The organism is uncultured Apibacter sp., from assembly GCF_946479295.1.
Taxonomy (GTDB): domain Bacteria; phylum Bacteroidota; class Bacteroidia; order Flavobacteriales; family Weeksellaceae; genus Apibacter.
Genome location: NZ_CAMLFD010000008.1, coordinates 1 through 22,029, shown reverse-complemented (window position 1 = coordinate 22,029; position 22,029 = coordinate 1). Strand labels below are relative to the sequence as shown.

The window sequence follows — 22,029 nt, the reverse complement described above, 5'->3', positions numbered from 1 at the left end:
ATGAATATATTAAATTCAGTTCTCAAATTATTTATTGGGGATAAACATAAAAAAGATCTTGCACAATTAAATAAATTTCTAGATAAAATAAAAAAAGAAGAAGAAAGTATTTCATCTTTATCATTCGATGATCTAAGGTATAAAACCGTTGAGTTTAAAGAAAAAATTACTCAAGCAACTTTAGAGCTTAAGAATAAAATTGCAGAATTGAAGGAGCAAACTCAAAAAGTTGATAATATAGATGAAAAAGAAAGATTATATAGTGAGATTGAAAAATATGAGAAAGAATCATATCAAATAGAAGAAAAAATATTAGAAGAAATTCTTCCTCAAGCCTATGCTTTAATTAAAGAAACAGCCAGAAGGTTTGCTGAAAATGAGTTAATTACAGTTACTGCAACTGATTTTGATAAAACTTTATCTTTATCCAAAGATTATGTTACCATTGATGGAGATAAAGCTCTATGGAAAAATTATTGGAATGCTGCTGGTAAAGATGTTAAATGGGATATGATCCATTATGATGTACAGTATATAGGTGGAACAGTTTTGCATCAAGGAAAAATTGCCGAAATGGCAACCGGTGAAGGTAAAACTTTAGTAGGAACTCTTCCTATGTATTTAAATGCTTTACCCGGACGTGGTGTTCATGTAGTAACCGTAAATGACTATTTGGCAAAACGAGACTCTGCCTGGATGGGGCCTATATTTGAATTCCACGGGCTGAGAGTTGATTGTATCGACAATCATCAACCGAATTCAGAATCAAGAAGACAAGCCTATTTGGCAGATATTACTTACGGAACCAATAATGAATTTGGTTTCGATTATTTGCGTGATAATATGGCTAATTCTCCCACAGATCTGGTACAGCGAGAACTTAATTATGCCATAGTGGATGAGGTGGATTCCGTACTCATTGATGATGCCCGAACACCATTAATTATATCAGGGCCGGTTCCTCAAGGAGATAAACAAGAATATCAAGAATTAAAGCCTATTGTTGAAACCATTTTTTCAGCTCAAAAAAATGAAATTTCAAAGTTATTTCAAGAGGCTAAACAATTAATTGCCTCAGGAGATAAAAAAGAAGGAGGATATAAATTATATCAAGTATATAGAGGACTGCCGAAACATAAACCTTTAATAAAATACTTATCGGAAGAAGGAAATAAAGCAATTTTGTTAAAAGCTGAAGCCTACTTTATATCGGATAATAATCGAATGATGCCTGAAGCCGATAAAGATTTATTTTTCTCAATCGATGAAAAAAACAATCAAGTTGAACTTACAGATAAAGGAATAGAATTTTTATCAAAAGGAAACTCAGATCCAAACTTTTTTGTATTAGAAGATTTAGGAACTATATTTGCTGACATTGAAAATAAAAATCTCTCAAAAGAAGAAGAACACAAAGAAAAAGAAGAATTTTTGAGATATTTTGCCATTAAATCTGAAAGAATTCATTCCCTGAATCAATTATTGAAAGCCTACACTTTATTTGAAAAAGATGTAGAATATGTAGTAATTGATGGTCAAGTTAAAATCGTTGATGAACAGACCGGGCGTATTATGGAAGGTCGACGTTATTCTGATGGATTACACCAAGCTCTGGAAGCGAAAGAAAATGTAAAAGTAGAAGCAGCAACACAAACCTTTGCAACCATTACTTTACAAAATTATTTCAGAATGTATAATAAGTTGGCGGGTATGACTGGTACTGCCGAAACGGAAGCAGGTGAGTTCTGGGAAATCTACAAATTGGATGTGGTAGTTATTCCAACCAATAAACCGGTAATAAGGAATGACCAACAAGATTTAGTGTATAAAACTAATCGTGAAAAGTTTAATGCTGTATTAAATGAAGTTATTCGATTGTCACAAGAAGATAAAAGGCCGGTATTAGTAGGAACAACATCAGTTGAAATTTCTGAATTACTAAGTAAAGCATTAAAATTAAGAAAGATTCCTCATAACGTATTAAATGCAAAATTACACAAAAAAGAAGCTGATATAGTAGCAGAAGCCGGAAATCCGGGTGTAGTAACCATTGCTACCAATATGGCAGGACGGGGTACGGATATTAAGTTGACAGATGAAGTAAAACAAGCAGGTGGTTTAGCAATTATCGGTACGGAACGACATGATTCTAGACGAGTGGACAGACAGTTAAGAGGTCGTGCAGGTCGACAAGGAGATCCCGGATCCTCCCAGTTTTATGTTTCATTGGAAGATAATTTGATGCGATTATTCGGTTCAGATAGAATCGCTAAAATGATGGACAGATTAGGGCATAAGGAAGGAGATGTCATCCAACATTCTATGATCACTAATTCAATCGAAAGAGCTCAGAAAAAAGTAGAAGAAAATAACTTCGGTATTCGTAAACGTTTGTTAGAATATGATGATGTTATGAATAAACAAAGAGAAGTTATTTATAGCAGACGTAAAAATGCTCTTTTCGGTGAAAAGTTGAGCATTGATATTGCGAATATGATTTACGATACGGCCGCTTTAATCGTTAGAGACAACAAACAAGATAAAAACTTTAAAAGTTTTGAGTTTGAATTAGCAACTGTATTTGCTATGGATACACCTGTAGATGAATCGGAATTTAATCGAATATCTGAAAAAGAGCTTGTAGATAAGCTTTTTGAACAAGCAGAGGCTTATTACAAAGAAAAATTAGAAAATACGGCACAACAGTTGTATCCAATTATATCTAATGTATTTTTAGCAAGAGGAAACACCTTTAAAAATATTTCGGTTCCATTTACTGATGGATCTAAAGTATTGAACGTAACAACTAATTTGGAAGAAGCATATCAATCTGAAGGAAAAGCCTTATTAAAAGATTTCGAAAAAGGGATCACCTTGGCTCTTATAGATGAGAATTGGAAAGAACATTTAAGAGAAATGGATGAACTTAGAAAGTCGGTACAATCAGCTGTTTATGAGCAAAAAGATCCGTTAGTAATCTATAAGCAAGAATCCTTTGCATTATTTAGGGATATGTTGGATAAAACAAACAAAGAAATTATTTCCTTCTTATTTAAAGGAGGTCTGCCTACAGAACCTGAAGAATCAAAAATAGAACAAGCGCGCGAGGTAAAGCAAAAAGTAGTAGAAAGTAGAGAGTTTACAGAAAATGAAGAAAAACAGGTTCAAGAAAAACCTGCATCTGAGCCATTACGAGTAAATAAAATAGGAAGAAATGAACAAGTTAATCTACGAAATTTGAGAACTGGAGAACTTAAATCTATGAAATTCAAACAGGCTCAGAATCTTATAGAGGAAGGAAGTTGGATATTAGTTGATCAGGAAGATGATGAATAAACTCAAAGATATATAGAAAAAATATTATACCGGAATAGTATGTATTTATTATTCCGGTTTTTTTATAAAATTAAATTTAACCGAAATGCATTTTTTATCATGAAATCATTAGCAGAGATCAGAAACGATTTTATTAAAAATCTTTCTTCTCAATACTCTAGTAAAGAAATTGATATTATATTTTATGCCTTGGCAGAAAACTTTTTACACAAAGACAAAATTACTTTAAAGCTAGGGTTAGATGAAATGCATGAAGATTCTCAAATAAAGTCGACACTTTTTCAAGTAGCTTTATTTCATTTAATTAATGGTATGCCATATCAATATGTAATAGGGTATACAGAATTTTACGGTTGTAAAATCATGGTAAATCCCAATGTACTAATACCCAGACCTGAGACAGAAGAACTCGTAGATTGGATTTCTAATGATTTTGAGAATAGAAATAAAGAATTGAACATAATAGATTTATGTTCCGGAAGCGGCTGTATTGCAATCGCTCTAGCAAAAAAAATGAAAGCAAAGGTTTCGGCACTTGAAATAGATGAAAAAGCTGTTGAAACGGCGAAAAAAAATGCAGATATCAATAAGGTTAATGTCAATTTTGTACAAGCCGATATATTCGATAGTACAGGTAATAACGAAATAATAGTTATGGATGATTTTGACATACTTGTTTCTAATCCCCCATATATCAGAGAATATGAAAAAGAAGCGATGGATGCAAGAGTTGTTGAACATGAACCTTCTAAAGCACTGTTTGTACCTGATAATGATCCGTTTATTTTTTATAGAGGTATCATACATTTCGCCCAAAAAAAATTAAAGCCTAATGGGAGAGTATATGTGGAAATTAATCAAGATTTAGGAGAAAAAACCAGAGAACTATTTTTAGATTATTTTAACTATGTAGAATTAAAGCAGGATTTGTCTGGTAATTTTAGGATGATTAAGGCTAAGGGAATATCGCTGTAACTATATTTTTAAAATTCATTTGATAAATTTAGCTTTCTTTAGATATAAGAACATTTTTAAGCCATTATTGAAAATTTTTGCAGACATTTTCAATGTTACTGGTTTTGAGAAAATTATATTTTTATCTCCATTTTAAAATAGCAAGAATTAACTTTAATATAGCTAAGAATTAACTTTAAGCCAATAATCTCTACCAGAATTGTAATAAAAAAAACATTTATCAAGGACTAAATATTGTGATCGATTATCAATGTTAACATTACTTGATTTAAAACGGATCTGGGAATAAATAATCTGAACCAATTTAACTTGATACGCACTAATACAAAATTGATAATTATAATTTAAGATTTGAGCTAATAAAGATAAGATACTATTCTTCAACTTTAATTGTATAAATTTTCTCAAAGTCATGTCCCGAATACATTGCTCCGTAAGTGGCTCCAGAGAGTTTTATGGTAATTGTTCCTAAAACTTTAGGTATTCCTTTCAGTATAAGATCATTGTAAGGTGCAATCGATTCTTAATTTAAAGGTATTACTAGTTGGAGTCCAGAGTTTTCATGTTCAATTTGATAGGAAAAATGGTGTTCAATAACACGAAAGTTATTATTAATTTCAGCATAATAGGGGTAACCTAATGTGGCATTAGATAACAGCTTCGGTAGGACTTTAACTTTTTGCGAACAAAATCAACCAGTAAGGAAAATAGCTAAAAAAAGTCCACTGATTAACATTAAGTGATATCGTGATTTTTTCATAAAATTTATATTGATTCTGATACTATTCTTCAACTTTAATTGTATAAGTTTTGTTAAGTTCTCTTCCCGGACACATGGTAGGGTAAGTGCTTCCAGAGAGTATTATTGTGATTGGTCCTGCAACTCTAGGTGTTCCCTTTACTTTAAGATCATTAAAGGAAATTTGTTTTCCAAAATCAGTAGGAGATATTTCAAGTCCAGAGTTTTCAGGTTCAATTTTATAGAAAAAGGATTCATTTCTAACGACGCCACCAAAAACTTTGATCTCTTCATAATAGGGGATACCTAATGTGGCAGTGGGTAACGACTTCGGTAGGACTTTAATTTTTTGTGTACAAAAACAACTTGTAAGGAAAATAGCTAAAAAAAGTCCACTGATTAACATTAAGTGATATCGTGATTTTTTCATAAAATTTATATTGATTCTGATACTATTCTTCAACTTTAATTGTATAAGTTTTGTTAAGTTTTCCTCCCGGACACATGGTACCGTAAGTTCTTCCAAAGAGTATTATTGTGATTGGTCCTGTAACTTTAGGTGTTCCTTCTACTATGAGGTGATTATATAAATTATTAGGTTGAGCATGAGTAGATGATAATTCAAGTCCAGAGTTTTCAGGTTCAATTTTATAGCGAAAGGATTCATTTATAACGCGGCCGCCAAAAACTTGGATCTCTTCATAATAGGGGGTACCTAATGTGGCAGTAGGTAACGACTTCGGTAGGACTTTAATTTTTTGTGTACAAAAACAACTTGTAAGAGTAAAAATTAAAAAAAATTTAATAATTAGTGCAAAGTGATATCGTAATTTTTTCATATAATTTATTTAGTTTAACTAAATTTATTGCTAATAAGTGTTTTTATTTATTCTATGCCATTTAACATTCACTTTATATATTTTGCTTATCATTAAGGTGGAAAAGGAATAAATGACATAAATCTTTTAAAGTTAAATGTAGGTCATTAAATGTTTTGCAATATTTCTGATTTTACAAAAAGCTTTAGATCTAGCTTTTTCAAAACCATATTTTAAGATTTCCTACCGTTGTAAACCTGAAACTTTATCATCAGGAAAATCATGCAACAGATTGACAGTTTTTAAAAAAATGACCATCAATTGGATTTATCGATTGAATATTTTTTAACTCTTGTTCACGGTGGGCAAGCATTTGTTTAAAAAGAGGTAAAGATTGCTGATCTGTTGAGATATAAATGCTTTGATAATAATCATATTCAAACCAATTAGCTTTTGAAGCTTTAAATTGTTTTGGTAAATCAATTAAATAGGTACCCAAGCAGCGGGTAGCTGAGTTATTGAGTAGTTCATCGGCTTGTGGTTGTTGTTCCTTTGATAATATTATCTTGTTGATATTTAGACTAAGGCGGTTGAAAGCTGCTAACAAAGGTATTATTAAAATTGTGACAGCAATTATATATTTCTTTTTATTCATTTGCAAACGAATTTTCTCTAATTCTGATACTATTGGTTATTTCACGCCATATGACCATTAACTGATCTAAGCTATAAGCTTTACGACTATCAGGAGGGATAATATAGTACATTCGAATCTCTAAGTTAGGATTTTTATTATCAGGCTCTTCCATATTAATGCCTAAATTAAAAATATATCTCTCTTTTTTTAATCCATTGTCGTTACTATCCAAAAAGTCGTTATTTTTAACAATAATTTCTTCTAAATGAAGATTATTACTTTCTCGTGTTCCTTGATAAATTTTTTGCCCTTCACCCTGAATAATAAAATTGTCTGGAATATCAAACAATGACTCGCTTCCGGCATAATTAGTAAATTTGATCCTAAAATAAAAATCCTCTCTATCTTCATAGCGATAGGTAAACTGAATTTCTTTTAGTTTATCATCATCGCCTTGCATAAAGCCATTTATAAAACAAAAACCAGGTTCTTCTGGAATAGTAAAATCATCACGAACACGCATACGTTTAAACAATGTTCGCATTTGCGCTATTTTTTCAGGTACATCGTTATTGTAGATCTCTGGATATTTTTTTCTGTCCTCATCATACCGACTTGCAGAACCATTGGTAGCATCCATCTCAATTTTGAATGTTACTTCATCTTGCCAGTGATAACTTTCTAAAATTCGAGCAAAATCAGGAATTCCTTCACTCTCCATCCTTTCAAAAATAACACCTTGTATTTCATTACTATTTGAAACTGACAAAGGATAGATTGCTTTTAAAAAATTACCATCAATTGGATCTACTGGTTGAGTATTTTTTAACTCTTGTTCACGGCGGGCAAGCATTTGTTTAAAAAGAGGTAAAGATTGCTGATCTGTTGAGATATAAATGCTTTGATAATAATCATATTCAAACCAATTAGCTTTTGAAGCTTTAAATTGTTTTGGTAAATCAATTAAATAGGTACCCAAGCAGCGGGTAGCTGAGTTATTGAGTAGTTCATCGACTTGTGGTTGTTGTTCCTTTGATAATATTATCTTGTTGATATTTAAATTAAGGCGGTTGAAAGCTACTAACAAAGGTATTATTAAAATTGTGACAACAATTACATATTTCTTTTTATTTATTTGCAAACAATTCCCCGAATAACAGCGAACACTGTTGGAATCTTCCAATACCTGCATTGATAGTTTTTTTTCCTCGTGAAATGGACGCATGCAATGTTTTTTTTGACTTGAATATGATAATACTCCAAGGCTTCTTTAATAATTAGTTTTTTTGATCTATTACACTCATAACCCTTGTTTTTTTAGAGTTAAATTGTTTATTGTTTTAGATCACAACAAAGATATAAAAATGTTGATATGGAGAACTATTAATATTGTTAAGGTAAAATAATTTTATTTATGGTTTATTATGTGAGTTTTAAATTAATTACCTATTTTTGATATTATATCACTTACTTTAAAATATATTTCGCATATTTTGTCTTTTAGGGTTTTAGAATAATTTTTAATTTTATATATATCATTAGGAGAATGATGACAAGAAAATAAAAAAAACATATGTAAAAATATTTTAAATAACCCTTTAACTATAAAAATATATTGTTCACTTATTTGAGTTGAAGAATTAAAATATTCATATGATTTACTAATAAGATTATTAAACATTTTTTCATCAAAAACATCTAATTCATGAAGTTGATAAATAAATGTACTTTCTTTCTTACCTTCAATCTCTTCGATTAAAAATAATTCTAAGTTTTTCATAATATTTATTTATATGTTCCGACCTAAACAGGATCTTTATCATATTTCCATCTCAAACTAAGGATCCTTTATGTTTGCCGAATTTATTATATATTTCTACACCATCATGAAAAGTATCTATATGGAATAAATATCCTTTCTTACCATTTGGCACAACAATAATTTTTATTACTCCATATATTTTAGCGATTTTTATTTTGTATTTTGCCCAGTTAACAGAATTCTTAATAGCTTTCCAAAATGATGATTCAAATAATTTCGAATTCGACCTCAACGGGGCAGCCCATGAATTACTATCATGTGTATATGCGTACAATTTCGGGTTATAACTTTCGAGACCAATGGGGGATTGATTTATATAAGTTCCTGAATTACTATCGTAACACAAGAAATGATTATAATAGAGTTCTCCAAATTCCTCATCCTCATCCTGACCCAGCTGCCTAAAAGGTAAGAAATGCTTATTTTTAAAGCTATCTTTATATATATTTTTTAATATTTAAATGTTTTCATATTCATCTTTTTGAGAGTATTTTGCGATATTCCCATTAAAAACAAAAAATGTAATTATCGTTTTTTCGACAGTTAATATAAATAGGGAACGGTTCGTGTGGCTTAAATATTAGTTGTCATATTATCTTATTTCAATACTATCCCTGCATTACACATGATTAGAACACTTTTGGTCAATTTTCGTACTCGATAAGCCAATTTGCTTGTTATAAACGTTCTATAACTGCTTTACTATCCATAGGTTCATTTCTTTAACCATTTAGGACGATCTCCTCGTCCGCAATAAAAATCAATAATATCCAGTAGACGAGGATAAAATTTAAGAAAGTTTATATTGTATATTTTTTCAATGTCTTGTTGGCTAAATTGACGCCATTCACTGACTGAATGCCATTTATAGCCTACACAGATATAATCTCTACATATTGAAATAAAATATTTTTCATCTGATATTATAAATGTTGACTCAGGTAAATCAGTATCTCTCATGTCGGCCCTCTCCAGCTCGGCCCATCTTAGATCGGCCCCCCTCAGGTCGGCCCCTCTTAGATCGGCTTCAATCAGGACGGCATGCTTCAAGTCGGTATCTCTCAAGCTGGCATCTCTCAGGTAGGCAAATCTCAGGTCAACCCCCTTCATATAGGCACCTCTCAGGTTGGCATTACTAAGGCTGGCACCTCTCAGATTGGTACATTCCAGATCGGCATTACTGAGGGAGGCACCTCTCATGTCAGCACCTCTCATGTCAGCAACACTCATATCGGCATTTTTCAGTTTGGCATCTCTTAGGTCAGAATAACTCATGTCAGCGCAACTCAGATTGGTATAACTTAGGTTGGCACCTCTCAGGTTAGCTCTCTCTCCATCTTCGCCACAAGAGTAGATCCAAATTTCATGCTGTTCCAATATTTTATTAAGATCCATTACTTACTCCTCAAATTTTGTAAAAAAGCCTGGTGTTCGCCAAAATATTAGACTATGCTCACCTCTATAATTAAATATAAAAGGTTCTTTTAAATTATTTTCTTTTATATAACTATCATACCTATCAAAATAATCACCCGGCTTTTGCGGGTAAACTACTTCATTTTTAGGGAGATAATGCGTTTCTCCGCAAGCATCTAACATTGCCCAATGATATTCTTCATGTACCATACACAAAGTTTGATTATAATTATTAGCTTCCTTATAATATGCCTTTATCAGTATTTCTTCTTCTTTATCTGTTTTATAAGCATATTTTATTAAAAAACCTTTAACAATTGAACGCCATGAATTATAGTTCTTAATAATCACATTCCCATTTTTATCTGTAAATTTCAATTTTTTTTCCATTATTTACAATCTATTTTTCGTAGCTTATTTATATTAAATATATCTGCTGTTTCATTACTAAATATTGCATATTGATGCCCCGCAGGCACAGGTGTTTTTCCTTTTCAACTTGTTAAGGTTTTTAACCATAGGTTCACTTACAATATCATAATTATGATTTAACTTATTCTGTCTACCTTTAGTAACAAAATCAGTCCATTCATATAGTGGCTTCATCAAAATTTTTAATATTCAATTTAGCTAATTCTGAATCAGGTACATCAAATTTTGTGATACTTGGTAAATCTTTTTTTACTCGCCTAATCAATAATTTGATCTAAATCAGTTGGTACGTAAAATTAACCTCGACCCGCAAGATTAAAATCTAAGCTTGAACACCCTATAGAAGGATCTATATCACCTATAATATCTTCTGCATGGTAAAAAACAGCCATTAATTCAAAAGGATCTATTCCGGTATTCGAATCAAAAGCATACGCATACAATTTCGGGTTATTACCTTCGACATCAATAGGGGATTGACTTATATAAGTTCCTGAATTACTATTGTAATACAAAAAATGATTATAATAGAGTCCTCAAAATTCCTCATCCTGACCTAGCTGTCTAAAAGGTAGGGAATGCTTATTTTTAAAGCTATTTTCTCATATTCTACCATAAATATCAGACTATACCTGCCAAATAAGCTTGCCTTTTTCATTGTAAGCCTGATTGGATTTTCCTAAATAATCGGATACGATAGAGTAGGTGTTATTATCAGATAATTTTAGCAGTCGGCACTAAACTTTCATCTTCATACAGCCAAGTAGTAACGTTACGGATCGTTTTAGGTTTATCCAAAATAAGCAATTCCCAATCATCAGATACAATATTAGGTCTTTTACCTAGCTCATAAGCTCCATTGATGCAATAGAAAATTACTCTTCCAAAAATAACGATAAATTTTTATATTGATGGAAAATAATCAGCAGAAAATTCCTAGTGATGTTTTGGTTTATATTTTTAAATATTTTGGTATTTCTGTGGATAATATTCTTTTTTATTATTATAAAAAAGAAATACCGGTTTAAGTTTCTATAGAAAATAAAGAAGCTTTAGAACAATTAAAGCCAATTAATAAATTAGATAATGAGAAAAAAATATACTTTTAAATTTAATTGAAACTTTTATTTAAAAAAAAAGAGGTATAAAGAACCTCTACAAAACAATTTTGCTTCGCTTTAATTTATTATAATTCATATAAAGTTTTAAGATTATTTTTATATTTTTGCGTCGTCAAACGTAAACAACATGGAATCAGTAAATTTATTATTAACAATATGGCGGTGTTCGGTAACGGTAACGCCCGAAAAACATACACTTGTTGTATACGTTTGACAGCACCGCCTTTTTATTTTTTACATTATGTCAAACGTAAATTTAAATCATGAAGAAATTCAAGATTTCTTAACTTCATTAAACCATTTTAAGCATTTAGAGAACTACGAACATTTAGGTTATACGCTGCATTCGATTTGTAATGTGATGCAAACGGCTTTACTTGCTGAAACGGAATGTAAACAGCTTACACTCTGCCATTCTGCTTTGGATATTTACAACCTGATCTCGCTTGTTAAGGCTTTAATCCCTACCAGCGAATGGGAACTCTTAGATAAGATAAATAGTTAAATGAAAAAGCCAACTTCTAAAGTTGGCTTTTTTCTTTAAAGTTTTAATCTTTGAGATATTAAATATAATAATGCTTCCACGTTTCCTTTTGCATTATCTACTGGATTATGTGTATGTTTGGTTTTACAGTGTTTCTTCCAATTGTATTTTTGGGCATTACAAAAGCCATGAAATATATCTCCAACTTGTTTACTTGAAAATCCAAATGAATTTTCTCCTAAAAAAGTGTGAAAATAATAATTTATCCATGCGCCATCAAATTGATTATTATCTGAAATTAGAATGGGTCTTTTTTTTGTTTCTTTAATCTATTGATTAAATTTTTGCATGACAAGCTTAGGTAATTCAGATTTTTCGTGTTCTTGTCTGGTAAATCCTGATATAGCTAAGGCTTTAAGAATATAATGTTCTGAAACGGGGGCATTTTATCATAAAAAGTATTATATAATCCCTTATCATTTAGAATAACAGCCCTAAAACAAACAATTGAATTTTCAACAATTATAGGTCCATCAGTTTCTACATCAACTATAATAATTATTATTCATATCTAAATTATTAATTATAATATATTATATACAAGTGTAGACAATATTTTAAAAAAGCAAACTTCTTTTATAACTAATAAAAATAATTTATTCTGGAAAAATTGTTCTAGGAATATGCATATTGATTTCTTAGTTCTCCAAACACCTTTGATCCATTTTATTTGATTATTCTTTAAATAAATAATTATTTAATTTTCGATTTTATCCCATTTGTAAATTTTTGATTGGATTGTTTCAATTCTTAAAATATAGTTTTCTTCACACAAAATATCCAATTACCTACATTTTTTTGGTCTACATCGCTGCTTCTCAAGCGTCATTAATGATGTTCCTTTAATTATTTCCTTTTATCCCGGGTGTGTTTCTATCCTTTATTAGAGTTTCTTACATTATAAGTATCAGATACTCCTAATTCACTTGCTCTATTATCGGATTATCTGTATTATCATCCCCCCCGCAATACCGTTCCTTCTGGTAAATTTACAATTTCTATTGGTTTAGTAAAATCAATCCCAGAAATATGATATCTTATATTATCAATAGACATTCAGGATAATATTTTTGATAAAAATATATGGTTTGTGTTATCTACGTTGTTCTAATAATTTATTATTTTCTGGTATATAAAAATGGATTTGAAATTATTCTTATTTACGTATTTTTGTGATAACAAACATGTTATTTATCAAAAATATATTTTTGTTTTGATAGTATTTATGCCAATTATCTTTCTGGCTATGGAAAAAACTATTTATACACGGAGAGGAGTAACTGTAGATCCATCTTTGGTTGATGAAAAAGTAGGAGATAGTGCAAGAAAAGTAAATACTATTTTTCATTTTAAGAATGATACGCGTAGTTTTTTCATCAAGGTATTAAATTTAGAAGGTAAGACATATGCACAAGGTATAAGTGATTTATAAATCTTTATTTTAATAGCAAGAAAGATGGTGATTTGCATCAAAAAGTTTAAAAGCTGACTAATGTAAAGATAGAAGATGAGAAATTCTTTTCAGATCAGGTAAAGGCTTCTTTTATATATCTGAAAGAAAAAGGAGCCTCTTATAGAGAAATGCCTCCGATAAAATTAATGGTATGTTCTAAAGATAAAAAAGGAAATACTAATTGTTGTATTAATGATGACGATGCAAAAGTAACTCCGGATGAGTTTTCAGGGAAATATTCCCAAACTTCATTTATTCGCTTAGGGGGGGTAATCTGAAAGGGAAGAAACCAAAAGAATTAAACCTGATGAAAAATGAAATATATGCTAGATATGGCTATCGTTTTTCAGATGAATCAGATACAAACTATTTTTTCAGTCAGAACTGGTATGAACCTATAGTAGATAATATGCTAATAGAATTAAATGATCTGAAGTTGGATAATATTGCGATAATGGAGTTATATAAACGAGTTATTATATATAAAGATTTAAATAAAAAATCATATAGTCATGTTCTCCCATTAGAAACTGCGAGTGATACACTATATGGCAAAAATGCGCTCAAAAGTATAAAGTATATAAAGCAATATACTTTAGGGGGTAGTAAATGTGGGTTTACAGAATACAATAAAAAAGGGATTGCTGTTTCGCAACAAAATTGTATGGTAAATGATATTAATTATGTGAATTATTTTAAGAAAGATATTCTAATTCAGCATATAGATCATCTTAATGATACCTATTTTTATTACAGTGAAAATGGATTGCTTTACAAATCTGTTAAATTAGACTATGGAACAGAAACTATAGAAGAAACGTTTTTTAATTATGATGAAGAAGGAAACATAGTAAAAAAAGATATTTATTAGAATAAGGATTATAATAGCATTGTTTGTTATGATTCAGAAGGTAACGTAGTAAAAGAATACTACAAGGATGATGATGGATCAGAACATATGGTTACAGAATATACTTATGACGAAGATAATATATTAACAGGATCTTTAAAAGATAAGGACGTTCAGTGTGATTATACCTATAACAATTATAAAATTGTAATACTTGAAACCAAATGCTATAAAACTATTAATGATAAAGAGTATATACAGTTAAAATGGAATAGGGAGGTATTGGAAACTAATAGGGCTAAACAGTACAAACTAATATCTGTAAAATTGATTGAAAGAGAAAATTATAAATATTCCGTATATTATAGAAGTAAAATACCAGTAAAATATCTTATTTATTTTTGAAAAGCTGTAAAAACTCTTGTTTATAACTGGATGAAATTTCTATTTCAGTAGAATCATCTAAAACGACATAACCACCGGAGCTTTTATGATATGATCTAATGAAATTTACATTAATAATATGGGACTTATGTACACGTATAAAAGGGTAGGAAAGAAGTTCAGAAAAATGTTTTAAAAAACGACAAACCATTTTTTTAGATCCATCAGCAAGGAAAATATCCGTAAAATTACCATTTCCCTGTAATCGCATAATAGTTCCGGCCTTAACTACCTCAAAACCTTCCAGAGTAGGAAGAATAATTTGCTGTTTTTCAGGATGAGATTCCTTAAAATTTTCAACAATAATTTTGTTCCGGTTAAAAATTTCCTTATTAAGAATATGTTGTTGAACTTTGTTCACTGCCAAAATCAGTTCCTCAATACTTACAGGTTTAAGAAGGTAATAAGCAGCACTTTGATTTAAAGCTTTTAAGGAATATTCAGAAAATGCGGTAACAAATATAGTCTCAAAATAAAGTTCCTTACAAGACTCCAAAACATCAAAGGCATTACCAAAAGGCATTTCTACATCAAGAAAGACCAATTGAGGTTCAAGATCATGAATAATATGTATAGCTTCCTTACAATTTTGGACAAACCCTATAACTTCTACCTGAGGACAGTATTTTGAAAGATAGCTGCTTAGCGCATTTCTGGCAGCAGATTCATCTTCTACAATAATACTTTTTATAGTTGAAAGCATAGATCAAAGATATAAAATTCCGATTAATTAATAATTGTACTGCTTCTGGCAATTATCTTCCATTCGTTAGTAAAGTTTTTCCAAATTCTTAAATAACGATTATGTTGATCAATTGGTGGTTTCATCATTTCTCCTTTAATATTAACAACTATAGTGTCTATAGCGATATCATTTCCGATAAAATTAATTTTCTGATTATTTGCTTTTCATTTATCAACTTTTATAATTCCTGTACGATGAGATTCAAGATCCATCTCTTTAGTTATCACCTGACCATTAGGAATAGTAAAAAGCAATTCATCATGTATTAAGACTATCAAGTACCTGAATATTACCTTCAGTCATTGCATGTAATAGTTAAATTTCTTTTTCTTCAATTTGTTGTAGAACAGATCTATTCATTTTATCAGTTGTTTTTAATTTTAATATTTTTTGGAAATATAAGTTTTACAATTACTCCCGTTTTAGGTTTTCTCTTTTCAAAAATTTTTAGCTCTATTGAAACAGAGTAAAGTTTATTAAGAAGTAGTATTCGATCTTTCGTATTGGTCATTCCTCGGGATTTATGCAGTTTCTGATTCTCGGTTTTACTATCAGTACTTTGCTTTAATCCTATACCATTATCTTCTATAGTAACTATAATTTTATCATTAAATTGCTTTACGGATAATCTTAAGAATCCTTTCTCCTCCTTGTATCGCAATCCGTGCCATATAGCATTTTCCAGATTAGGTTGTATCAACATATTAGGAATATAAGTAGCGTCTGTATCCAGATTTTCATCTACTTCAATAAAATATGAAAATTTATCCTGAAAACGAAGTTCCTCCAATCCCAGATACTCTTTAAGTTGCTCCAACTCCTGAGTCAGTTTTATAAAATCTTTATTAGAATTTTCCATAATATTTCTCATGAGCTTAGAATAGGAAGTTAGATACTTATTAGCTTCTAACTCATTATTCTGAGCAATGAACTGGTTAACACTATTCAGGCTGTTAAATATAAAATGTGGATTCATTTCTCTGCGTAAAGATTGTAAAGCGATTTTTTTATTTTTCTTTTTGATAGAATATAAAGTCTTTATAATAAAAATAGAAAATATTGCAATGATAATGAGTAAAGTAATCAAGAAATAAGTGATAGTATTTTTTTTGCTTAATAATTCGTCTTGGAGAATACGCTCTTTTTCCAATTGTACAATTTTACTTTCACTTATCTCAAAAAGTTTACTGTCTACCAGAGAACTGTCAGATTTAATTAGCTGTTCAAGATTAGATAAAAATGTTTGATATAATTCTATACTCTTAGTATATTCTTTTTTATTTTGGTAAATAGTAACAAGTTGTTCCAGAATTCTTTTAGCTTCATAGGTTTGACCTTTCTTTGTAGCCAAATTATATGCCTTTTTAAGTAAATCAATACTTTCGGATTCTTTATTATTATTGAGATAAATTGAAGATAAAATTTGAAGCTGTTCTATTTCCGTCTTTATATCATTATCTTTTTGAACATTTTTTATTAGTTCAGTATTAATTTTTATAGCTTTATCAATTTGATTATCTAATATATAAACTTGAGCCATTTGGCGTTTTATGGCTGTTTCCGTTGTCTTATCTTTGCTATTTTCCAAGGCTTTTTCCAGATTAGTTAAAGCCAAATCTTTTTGGTTATTTTGTAAATTTATCTCTGCTAGTTGTTTGTAAGATTCCGTTTTTTCATCAGATAAATTTTGTTGTTCTGCCAGTTGAATATTTTGTTGTATATAATTAGATTGAATAGAAGGATTAGAATTGTTCCTTAAACGATTAGCATCATTAGAATTAATTTGTTTAAAAGTAACATCAGTAGAATTTTTACTAGCTTCATCATAATTACTAATTGCTTCTGAAAAATTATTCTGAGATTCCTGTATTCGTGCAATTCCTCTGCTGAGAGTTGCTATTTCATTTTTCTTTTTTTTCTTTGAATATAAAGCTTTAGCTTTTTCCAGATATTCCTGAGCTTTTGTATATTCTTTATTCCGTATTAATTCTTTAGCAAGGTTTTCATATTCTTTAGCAACTTCTTCATCACTTTTATTTTGATTCAAAGATTTCGATAGTCGCATAGCAGCACTGTTAACGCCTATATCTTTAATGTTTATGCTTTTATTCCCCAGAGTATCCTGTGAATAGATTGATAAACACCAGAAAATTGAAAATAAAATGCTATATAAATATTTATAATACATCTAATAACAGTATTATCAGTTTAATAATGTAAAGTAAAACAATTTTAAACATTTTAACTATAGAATTTACCCATTCATATAGACCATTTACCCATTCTTAATCTAGAAAGATTTTTTTTACTTATAGCTTTGTTACTATAAATGTAAGTAGTAAAAATCAATAGTATGAAAAAATTGAGTTTAATTATTTTATTAAATATTTTTGCTTTAAATTATCAATTCTCAGGGAAAGAAAATAAATATTCTCTGGAAGATAAGACCATAAAAGTTAGAGATCAAAATACTGAAGAAACTAGAATTCAAGTAGCTTTATTATTAGATACATCCAGCAGCATGGATGGGCTGATAGAACAGGCTAAATCTTGTTTATGGAATATTATAAATACTCTTACAACACTTAAATATAATGGGAAAACACCGGTGATAGAAATTGCCTTATATGAATATGGAAATAGTAATCTCTCAGAAGCATCCAAATATATTCGTCAGATAACACCACTTACCACTGATCTGGATTTATTATCAGAAACTTTATTTGCCTTAAAGACCAATGGAGGTTATGAATACTGTGGAGCTGTAATAAATGAGGCCGTAAAAAAATTAGATTGGGGAAATAACCCTTCCGATATGAAATTAATTTATATAGCAGGTAATGAACCTTTCAACCAAGGAAATATTTCATATATAGAAGCCATTAGCGATGCCCTTAAAAAAGATATTTATGTAAACACTATTCATTGTGGAGGATATGAAGAAGGTATAAGAGGATTTTGGAAAGAAGGAGCAGATAAAGGAAAAGGCAAGTATTTTACAATAGATTACAATCAAAAAATAAAATATATAGAGACACCTTATGATTTTAGAATACAAGAATGTAATGAAAAATTGAATTCAACCTATATAGGATATGGAAAAGAGGGTGCTGCTAAACAAACTAATCAGATTATTCAAGATCGAAATGCCCTAAATATATCTTCTTCAAATTATGCAGATAGGATTGTAACTAAATCTAAAACTGTTTATAAAAATGATTCCTGGGATTTAGTAGACAGGGTGAAAGAAGATGAAAAAGCAATTTCCAAAATAAATAAAGAAGATTTGCCCAATGAACTTCAAAATAAAACACAACAGGAGTTAAAAGAATTAGTCAAAGAAAAAATAAAACAGAGAGAAGAAATACAAAAAGAGATTACAGAATTATCTCAAAAAAGAGAAGAATATATAGATCAGGAAATGAAAAAAACAGGAGAAGTTATACAAGAAGACTTGGCAAATGCAATTAATTCATCCATTATAGCTTTTGCTAAAGAAAAAGGGTACAGTTTGGAAAATAAGTAAGTAAATAATTAAAAATATACTTATGATAAAGTTTTTAGTTTTATGTTTGATTTTTTTATTTTTGCCTTTTCAGGCAGCAACACGTAAACAAATTCTAATAGGAGAAATTAATCACGAATTAAAAAATTTATCAGCACTGAAGATAGTAGTTTTTAAGCCTACAATATCCGAAGAAACAGAATATGCCTCAATGGTTATTCAGGCATTCAGGAACTATTTTGTTAAAAAACTCGCTTTTGATCTGAAGGATAGAGAAAATATTTCTATTGAAGTTATTTTAATTAAAGATAAAGAAGGAAAAGGACAAATAGTAGAGCAGAAAGAAGATCAAGGACAGGGTACTGTTTTCTTTGGCAAAAGTAAACAAGAAATAAACTCATTTTTTTTCAATACAGAAGGTATACAGATATATCCTACTAGAAGTAGTTCATTAAAAGAAAATCTGGAACTTCCATCCTTACTTGAAGCACAGTCAGATTCGGTTTTGTTTTTGCTGGATTTTGATAATACTATCGTTTTAAGAGATGATCAGTATAGAGGACAAGGAGAACATTTAAAACCTTTGGAATATAAAATTAAAGAATTATTGGGAATATCATATCCTAAAATCCTTCCGGAGGAAACATCTATAAATATAGGAGATAAAGCACCAAATATCTTACTTGAAGGAAGGGAACTTTCAGATTATCAGGGAATGGCCCTAATGTTAACTTTTTATCCGGAAGCATATAGTGGTATATTTGATACTTCTTTAATAACTAAAAGAATATCTATCATCTGTCTATGATGTCCTGTGTCATGCATATCACTTCCTTTGATAGTTTATCCTCAAAAATAGGAGGTTTGGGGGTAGGATATTTTGCTGTCTCAGAATCAACGCCTGAAATATTGGCTAATTGGAAAGAGGTATTAGAAACCTACCATATTCAATATATCAACAATCCCGATTATTCTCTTTTAAAGTCATTCGGATCTTATAATTCCAACGGATATAATAAACGTATTTCTGTAATCATAGATCAAAAAGGATATGATATATTGCCTATATCGATAATGATTAATGATTAATAAGCTAGGTAAAAAGAAAGAAATTCAGGAAATAGTAGAAAAACTAATGATTAATATATATTATGAAAAATTTTATTTTGATAAGTCTTTTTATAAGTACTTTGGGATACGGACAAAGTATTTTTACTACAGGAAAGGTAAAAGCAGCTACCGTTTATTTTAATGTAGCTGAAATCTCTCAGGAAGCAGGTGTTTCCCTTTCTTCAGGAACTACTGAAGTTGTTATTGACAATGTTGCCAATAGTATTTATGAAGAAACAGTTCAAATATCAGCACCTCCTTATGTAACAGTAGTTTCCGTGCAGTATACGACAGATTATGGAAAAGAGTATAATAAGGAAACTCCTGAAATCAGAAGAATTTCCGATAGTATTATACTTGTAAAAAAACAGATAGAAAAGTTAAATTTAGAGAAAAATTCTTATGTAAAAACTATCGAATTGCTTGATAAAAATAAAGCTACTTATGACAAGATGGATGGAGGGGAATCTAAAATGGATGTTAATGCTCTAATTAAGCTAGTAGAATATTACAATTCTAAGAGATTAGAAATTAATGACAAAATATTTACTATTGATAAGCAAAAAGAAAAACTGTCTGATTTATTAGGAGAGTTGGATAAAAAAAGCAAAATAAATCCGGATAAAAATGAAAATAAGAAATCTACGGGAAAATTAATTATTCAATTATTGTCCACTCAGGAAGTGAAAACAACATTAAAAATTAAATACTTAACAAATAATGCTTCCTGGTATCCAATTTATGATTTGAGAGCTTCTGATACTTCAAAACCTATAGACTTATACTATAAAGCAATGATTTCCCAAAATACAGGAATTGATTGGAATGGAGTAAAATTAACCTTATCAAGTGGTATTCCTAATCAAAATAATCAGGCACCTATACTTAAAACATGGAGATTGGATTATATAAATAATAGGTATGCCAACTCCGTACATAGTGGTTTTTCAAAGTCAATATCGCGGGAGTCAAGGTCAGCATCGCAGTCAATGAGCTCCATTCAATCAATATCAGCAGATTACGAAGACGCAAACTTTGAACAAAAAACAGTAGATGCTGTAATTAATGAAAATCAATTAAGTATCTCTTTTGAAGTAGATGCTTTATATACAATTTTATCTAATGGAAAGCAACATAGTGTAGTATTGACAGAAACTAAAATTCCTGCCTTTTATAAACATTATTCAGTTCCAAAATTAGATATGGATTCTTATCTGATTGCAGAAATTAAAGAGTATTCAAAATATAATTTTCTGACTGGAGAAGCTAACATAATTTTTGATGGAGTATATGTAGGAAAAACAATAATAGATCCTAACCAAACGTCAGAGATACTTAATCTGAGCATGGGAAAAGATAAAAGAGTATCTATAAAACGTGAGAAAGTAAGTGAACTATCAACAACTAAGTTTCTTTCTTCCTATAAAGAACAGATATTCACTTATGATATAACCATTAGAAATAATAAAAAAGAGGAAATTGATTTACAGTTAAAAGATCAGTATCCGGTTAGTTCCCATAAAGATATAACCGTGGAACTATTACAATCCGATAAAGCATCTAATAATGAAGAATTGGGAGTATTAACCTGGACATTAAAATTGAAACCTAACGAAACTAAAAAAATCAGAGTGAGCTATAAAGTAAAATATCCAAAAGATAAACAAATCAATTTATAAATCTAATTTTATAAATAAACAAAAGCCAACTTTTAAAAGTTGGCTTTTGTTTATATTTGTATTCTATGAAAGAAAAAGAAATAAGAGTTGTTTTTGATAAAGAAACAATAACGGTATATCAAGCATATAGAAAAGAAATTGCTTTACCTGCTGTAAAGGCTCAAACTTTTGTACCTCCCTTTAAAGTTGAAAGAATGACTTGGATTAAACCTTCTTTTTAAATAATGAACTAGAAAAAGCAAATGATTAAACTTCTTCTTTAGGAAGTTTATCATTTGCCTAATCTTATTAAATGTATTATTGGAGCTGATTAAATTCAGTTTTTTGTATTAACAATTTAAGCCGTTTTTCATGTTCTTGAAAATATTAATACCTTAAATTATTAATTAATTCTAAATCTCCT

General features: G+C 29.7%; 26 protein-coding genes. 13 read left to right on the top strand and 13 right to left on the bottom strand.

Annotated features, from left to right (window positions below; all coding sequences use genetic code 11):
* The gene (gene secA / locus Q0T35_RS06585) at positions 1-3,336 is read left to right on the top strand and encodes a preprotein translocase subunit SecA (RefSeq protein WP_295841441.1); all 3,336 of its coding nucleotides are present in this window, start codon (positions 1-3) and stop codon (positions 3,334-3,336) included.
* Between the two features lie 99 nt (positions 3,337-3,435).
* On the top strand, positions 3,436-4,311 hold the full coding sequence (gene prmC, locus Q0T35_RS06580; RefSeq protein WP_293919341.1) for a peptide chain release factor N(5)-glutamine methyltransferase: 876 nt from the start codon (positions 3,436-3,438) through the stop codon (positions 4,309-4,311).
* Positions 4,312-5,093: 782 nt separating this feature from the next.
* On the opposite strand, the gene Q0T35_RS06575 is transcribed toward prmC, so the two are convergent.
* The 6 genes from Q0T35_RS06575 to Q0T35_RS06550 all read right to left on the bottom strand — a co-directional run bounded on the left by Q0T35_RS06575 (position 5,094) and on the right by Q0T35_RS06550 (position 8,601).
* Positions 5,094-5,480 (bottom strand): hypothetical protein, encoded by a 387-nt coding sequence (locus tag Q0T35_RS06575; RefSeq protein ID WP_295841440.1) that lies wholly within the window; start codon positions 5,478-5,480, stop codon positions 5,094-5,096.
* A 22-nt stretch (positions 5,481-5,502) separates the two neighbouring features.
* Positions 5,503-5,889, bottom strand: coding sequence for a hypothetical protein (locus tag Q0T35_RS06570; RefSeq protein ID WP_295841438.1), 387 nt, complete (start codon positions 5,887-5,889; stop codon positions 5,503-5,505).
* Positions 5,890-6,148: 259 nt separating this feature from the next.
* Complete coding sequence (locus tag Q0T35_RS06565; RefSeq protein WP_295841436.1) at positions 6,149-6,523, bottom strand: hypothetical protein; 375 nt, start codon at positions 6,521-6,523, stop codon at positions 6,149-6,151.
* Entirely contained in the window at positions 6,516-7,730 is a 1,215-nt protein-coding gene (locus Q0T35_RS06560) for a T6SS immunity protein Tli4 family protein (RefSeq protein ID WP_295841434.1), read from the bottom strand. Before Q0T35_RS06560 ends, Q0T35_RS06565 begins: the two co-directional genes overlap by 8 nt.
* 213 nt (positions 7,731-7,943) lie before the next feature.
* Positions 7,944-8,285, bottom strand: a complete 342-nt coding sequence (locus tag Q0T35_RS06555) for a hypothetical protein (protein ID WP_295841432.1) — start codon at positions 8,283-8,285, stop codon at positions 7,944-7,946.
* 52 nt (positions 8,286-8,337) lie between these two features.
* On the bottom strand, positions 8,338-8,601 hold the full coding sequence (locus tag Q0T35_RS06550; RefSeq protein WP_295841430.1) for a hypothetical protein: 264 nt from the start codon (positions 8,599-8,601) through the stop codon (positions 8,338-8,340).
* Between Q0T35_RS06550 and Q0T35_RS06545 the strand changes: the two genes are divergently transcribed.
* The gene (locus Q0T35_RS06545) at positions 8,592-8,732 is read left to right on the top strand and encodes a hypothetical protein (RefSeq protein WP_295841428.1); all 141 of its coding nucleotides are present in this window, start codon (positions 8,592-8,594) and stop codon (positions 8,730-8,732) included. The two genes, Q0T35_RS06550 and Q0T35_RS06545, sit on opposite strands and share 10 nt — an antisense overlap.
* Positions 8,733-9,041: 309 nt before the next feature.
* Here Q0T35_RS06545 and Q0T35_RS06540 read toward each other — a convergent pair whose 3' ends face one another.
* The 5 genes from Q0T35_RS06540 to Q0T35_RS11135 form a co-directional block, all read right to left on the bottom strand.
* A complete protein-coding gene (locus tag Q0T35_RS06540; RefSeq protein WP_366937729.1) occupies positions 9,042-9,722 on the bottom strand; it encodes a pentapeptide repeat-containing protein in 681 nt (226 codons plus the stop codon).
* Between the two features lie 3 nt (positions 9,723-9,725).
* Positions 9,726-10,133: a hypothetical protein gene (locus Q0T35_RS06535; protein WP_295841427.1), complete on the bottom strand. Its 408-nt coding sequence runs from the start codon at positions 10,131-10,133 to the stop codon at positions 9,726-9,728.
* Between the two features lie 57 nt (positions 10,134-10,190).
* On the bottom strand, positions 10,191-10,349 hold the full coding sequence (locus Q0T35_RS06530) for a hypothetical protein (RefSeq protein ID WP_295811632.1): 159 nt from the start codon (positions 10,347-10,349) through the stop codon (positions 10,191-10,193).
* A 122-nt stretch (positions 10,350-10,471) separates the two neighbouring features.
* Positions 10,472-10,690: a hypothetical protein gene (locus tag Q0T35_RS06525; protein ID WP_295811635.1), complete on the bottom strand. Its 219-nt coding sequence runs from the start codon at positions 10,688-10,690 to the stop codon at positions 10,472-10,474.
* Positions 10,691-10,801: 111 nt separating this feature from the next.
* The gene (locus Q0T35_RS11135; RefSeq protein ID WP_366800151.1) at positions 10,802-10,906 is read right to left on the bottom strand and encodes a copper resistance protein NlpE N-terminal domain-containing protein; all 105 of its coding nucleotides are present in this window, start codon (positions 10,904-10,906) and stop codon (positions 10,802-10,804) included.
* Between the two features lie 631 nt (positions 10,907-11,537).
* Here Q0T35_RS11135 and Q0T35_RS06520 point away from each other — a divergent pair.
* The 5 genes from Q0T35_RS06520 to Q0T35_RS06500 all read left to right on the top strand — a co-directional run bounded on the left by Q0T35_RS06520 (position 11,538) and on the right by Q0T35_RS06500 (position 14,548).
* The gene (locus Q0T35_RS06520; protein WP_295841426.1) at positions 11,538-11,801 is read left to right on the top strand and encodes a hypothetical protein; all 264 of its coding nucleotides are present in this window, start codon (positions 11,538-11,540) and stop codon (positions 11,799-11,801) included.
* 1,285 nt (positions 11,802-13,086) lie between these two features.
* Positions 13,087-13,272: a hypothetical protein gene (locus tag Q0T35_RS06515; protein ID WP_295811638.1), complete on the top strand. Its 186-nt coding sequence runs from the start codon at positions 13,087-13,089 to the stop codon at positions 13,270-13,272.
* 149 nt (positions 13,273-13,421) lie between these two features.
* Positions 13,422-13,571: a hypothetical protein gene (locus Q0T35_RS06510; RefSeq protein WP_295841424.1), complete on the top strand. Its 150-nt coding sequence runs from the start codon at positions 13,422-13,424 to the stop codon at positions 13,569-13,571.
* A gap of 29 nt (positions 13,572-13,600) precedes the next feature.
* Entirely contained in the window at positions 13,601-14,164 is a 564-nt protein-coding gene (locus tag Q0T35_RS06505; protein ID WP_295841423.1) for a YARHG domain-containing protein, read from the top strand.
* 87 nt (positions 14,165-14,251) lie between these two features.
* Positions 14,252-14,548, top strand: a complete 297-nt coding sequence (locus tag Q0T35_RS06500) for a hypothetical protein (RefSeq protein ID WP_295811647.1) — start codon at positions 14,252-14,254, stop codon at positions 14,546-14,548.
* On the opposite strand, the gene Q0T35_RS06495 is transcribed toward Q0T35_RS06500, so the two are convergent.
* Complete coding sequence (locus Q0T35_RS06495) at positions 14,535-15,290, bottom strand: LytTR family DNA-binding domain-containing protein (protein WP_295841422.1); 756 nt, start codon at positions 15,288-15,290, stop codon at positions 14,535-14,537. The genes Q0T35_RS06500 and Q0T35_RS06495 overlap by 14 nt on opposite strands.
* A 406-nt stretch (positions 15,291-15,696) precedes the next feature.
* Positions 15,697-17,520, bottom strand: a complete 1,824-nt coding sequence (locus Q0T35_RS06490; RefSeq protein WP_293919070.1) for a histidine kinase — start codon at positions 17,518-17,520, stop codon at positions 15,697-15,699.
* Positions 17,521-17,685: 165 nt separating this feature from the next.
* On the opposite strand from Q0T35_RS06490, the gene Q0T35_RS06485 reads away from it, so the two are divergent.
* The 5 genes from Q0T35_RS06485 (at position 17,686) to Q0T35_RS06465 (ending at position 21,847) form a co-directional block, all read left to right on the top strand.
* The gene (locus Q0T35_RS06485) at positions 17,686-18,858 is read left to right on the top strand and encodes a VWA domain-containing protein (protein WP_295841419.1); all 1,173 of its coding nucleotides are present in this window, start codon (positions 17,686-17,688) and stop codon (positions 18,856-18,858) included.
* 22 nt (positions 18,859-18,880) lie between these two features.
* Positions 18,881-19,645 (top strand): hypothetical protein, encoded by a 765-nt coding sequence (locus tag Q0T35_RS06480; protein ID WP_295841418.1) that lies wholly within the window; start codon positions 18,881-18,883, stop codon positions 19,643-19,645.
* 11 nt (positions 19,646-19,656) lie between these two features.
* Positions 19,657-19,926: a hypothetical protein gene (locus tag Q0T35_RS06475; protein ID WP_295841416.1), complete on the top strand. Its 270-nt coding sequence runs from the start codon at positions 19,657-19,659 to the stop codon at positions 19,924-19,926.
* A 62-nt stretch (positions 19,927-19,988) separates the two neighbouring features.
* A complete protein-coding gene (locus tag Q0T35_RS06470) occupies positions 19,989-21,626 on the top strand; it encodes a DUF4139 domain-containing protein (protein ID WP_295841414.1) in 1,638 nt (545 codons plus the stop codon).
* A 65-nt stretch (positions 21,627-21,691) separates the two neighbouring features.
* Positions 21,692-21,847, top strand: a complete 156-nt coding sequence (locus Q0T35_RS06465) for a DUF4291 family protein (protein WP_293919076.1) — start codon at positions 21,692-21,694, stop codon at positions 21,845-21,847.
* Positions 21,848-22,029 lie beyond the last annotated feature (182 nt).

Bases quoted from the DNA above. Each gene is read 5' to 3' on its own strand.
- Q0T35_RS06465 (WP_293919076.1), top strand. From the start codon at position 21,692: ATGAAAGAAAAAGAAATAAGAGTTGTTTTTGATAAAGAAACAATAACG.
- Q0T35_RS06485 (WP_295841419.1), top strand. From the start codon at position 17,686: ATGAAAAAATTGAGTTTAATTATTTTATTAAATATTTTTGCTTTAAAT.
- Q0T35_RS06515 (WP_295811638.1), top strand. From the start codon at position 13,087: ATGGAAAAAACTATTTATACACGGAGAGGAGTAACTGTAGATCCATCT.
- Q0T35_RS06475 (WP_295841416.1), top strand. From the start codon at position 19,657: ATGCATATCACTTCCTTTGATAGTTTATCCTCAAAAATAGGAGGTTTG.
- Q0T35_RS06560 (WP_295841434.1), bottom strand. From the start codon at position 7,730: ATGCGTCCATTTCACGAGGAAAAAAAACTATCAATGCAGGTATTGGAA.
- Q0T35_RS06520 (WP_295841426.1), top strand. From the start codon at position 11,538: ATGTCAAACGTAAATTTAAATCATGAAGAAATTCAAGATTTCTTAACT.
- Q0T35_RS06470 (WP_295841414.1), top strand. From the start codon at position 19,989: ATGAAAAATTTTATTTTGATAAGTCTTTTTATAAGTACTTTGGGATAC.
- Q0T35_RS06495 (WP_295841422.1), bottom strand. From the start codon at position 15,290: ATGCTTTCAACTATAAAAAGTATTATTGTAGAAGATGAATCTGCTGCC.
- Q0T35_RS06480 (WP_295841418.1), top strand. From the start codon at position 18,881: ATGATAAAGTTTTTAGTTTTATGTTTGATTTTTTTATTTTTGCCTTTT.
- Q0T35_RS06535 (WP_295841427.1), bottom strand. From the start codon at position 10,133: ATGGAAAAAAAATTGAAATTTACAGATAAAAATGGGAATGTGATTATT.
- Q0T35_RS06530 (WP_295811632.1), bottom strand. From the start codon at position 10,349: ATGAAGCCACTATATGAATGGACTGATTTTGTTACTAAAGGTAGACAG.
- Q0T35_RS06555 (WP_295841432.1), bottom strand. From the start codon at position 8,285: ATGAAAAACTTAGAATTATTTTTAATCGAAGAGATTGAAGGTAAGAAA.
- Q0T35_RS06505 (WP_295841423.1), top strand. From the start codon at position 13,601: ATGAAAAATGAAATATATGCTAGATATGGCTATCGTTTTTCAGATGAA.
- Q0T35_RS06510 (WP_295841424.1), top strand. From the start codon at position 13,422: ATGCCTCCGATAAAATTAATGGTATGTTCTAAAGATAAAAAAGGAAAT.
- Q0T35_RS06565 (WP_295841436.1), bottom strand. From the start codon at position 6,523: ATGAATAAAAAGAAATATATAATTGCTGTCACAATTTTAATAATACCT.
- Q0T35_RS06490 (WP_293919070.1), bottom strand. From the start codon at position 17,520: ATGTATTATAAATATTTATATAGCATTTTATTTTCAATTTTCTGGTGT.
- secA (WP_295841441.1), top strand. From the start codon at position 1: ATGAATATATTAAATTCAGTTCTCAAATTATTTATTGGGGATAAACAT.
- Q0T35_RS06575 (WP_295841440.1), bottom strand. From the start codon at position 5,480: ATGAAAAAATCACGATATCACTTAATGTTAATCAGTGGACTTTTTTTA.
- Q0T35_RS06500 (WP_295811647.1), top strand. From the start codon at position 14,252: ATGGTTACAGAATATACTTATGACGAAGATAATATATTAACAGGATCT.
- Q0T35_RS06540 (WP_366937729.1), bottom strand. From the start codon at position 9,722: ATGGATCTTAATAAAATATTGGAACAGCATGAAATTTGGATCTACTCT.
- Q0T35_RS06545 (WP_295841428.1), top strand. From the start codon at position 8,592: ATGCGTACAATTTCGGGTTATAACTTTCGAGACCAATGGGGGATTGAT.
- Q0T35_RS06570 (WP_295841438.1), bottom strand. From the start codon at position 5,889: ATGAAAAAATTACGATATCACTTTGCACTAATTATTAAATTTTTTTTA.
- prmC (WP_293919341.1), top strand. From the start codon at position 3,436: ATGAAATCATTAGCAGAGATCAGAAACGATTTTATTAAAAATCTTTCT.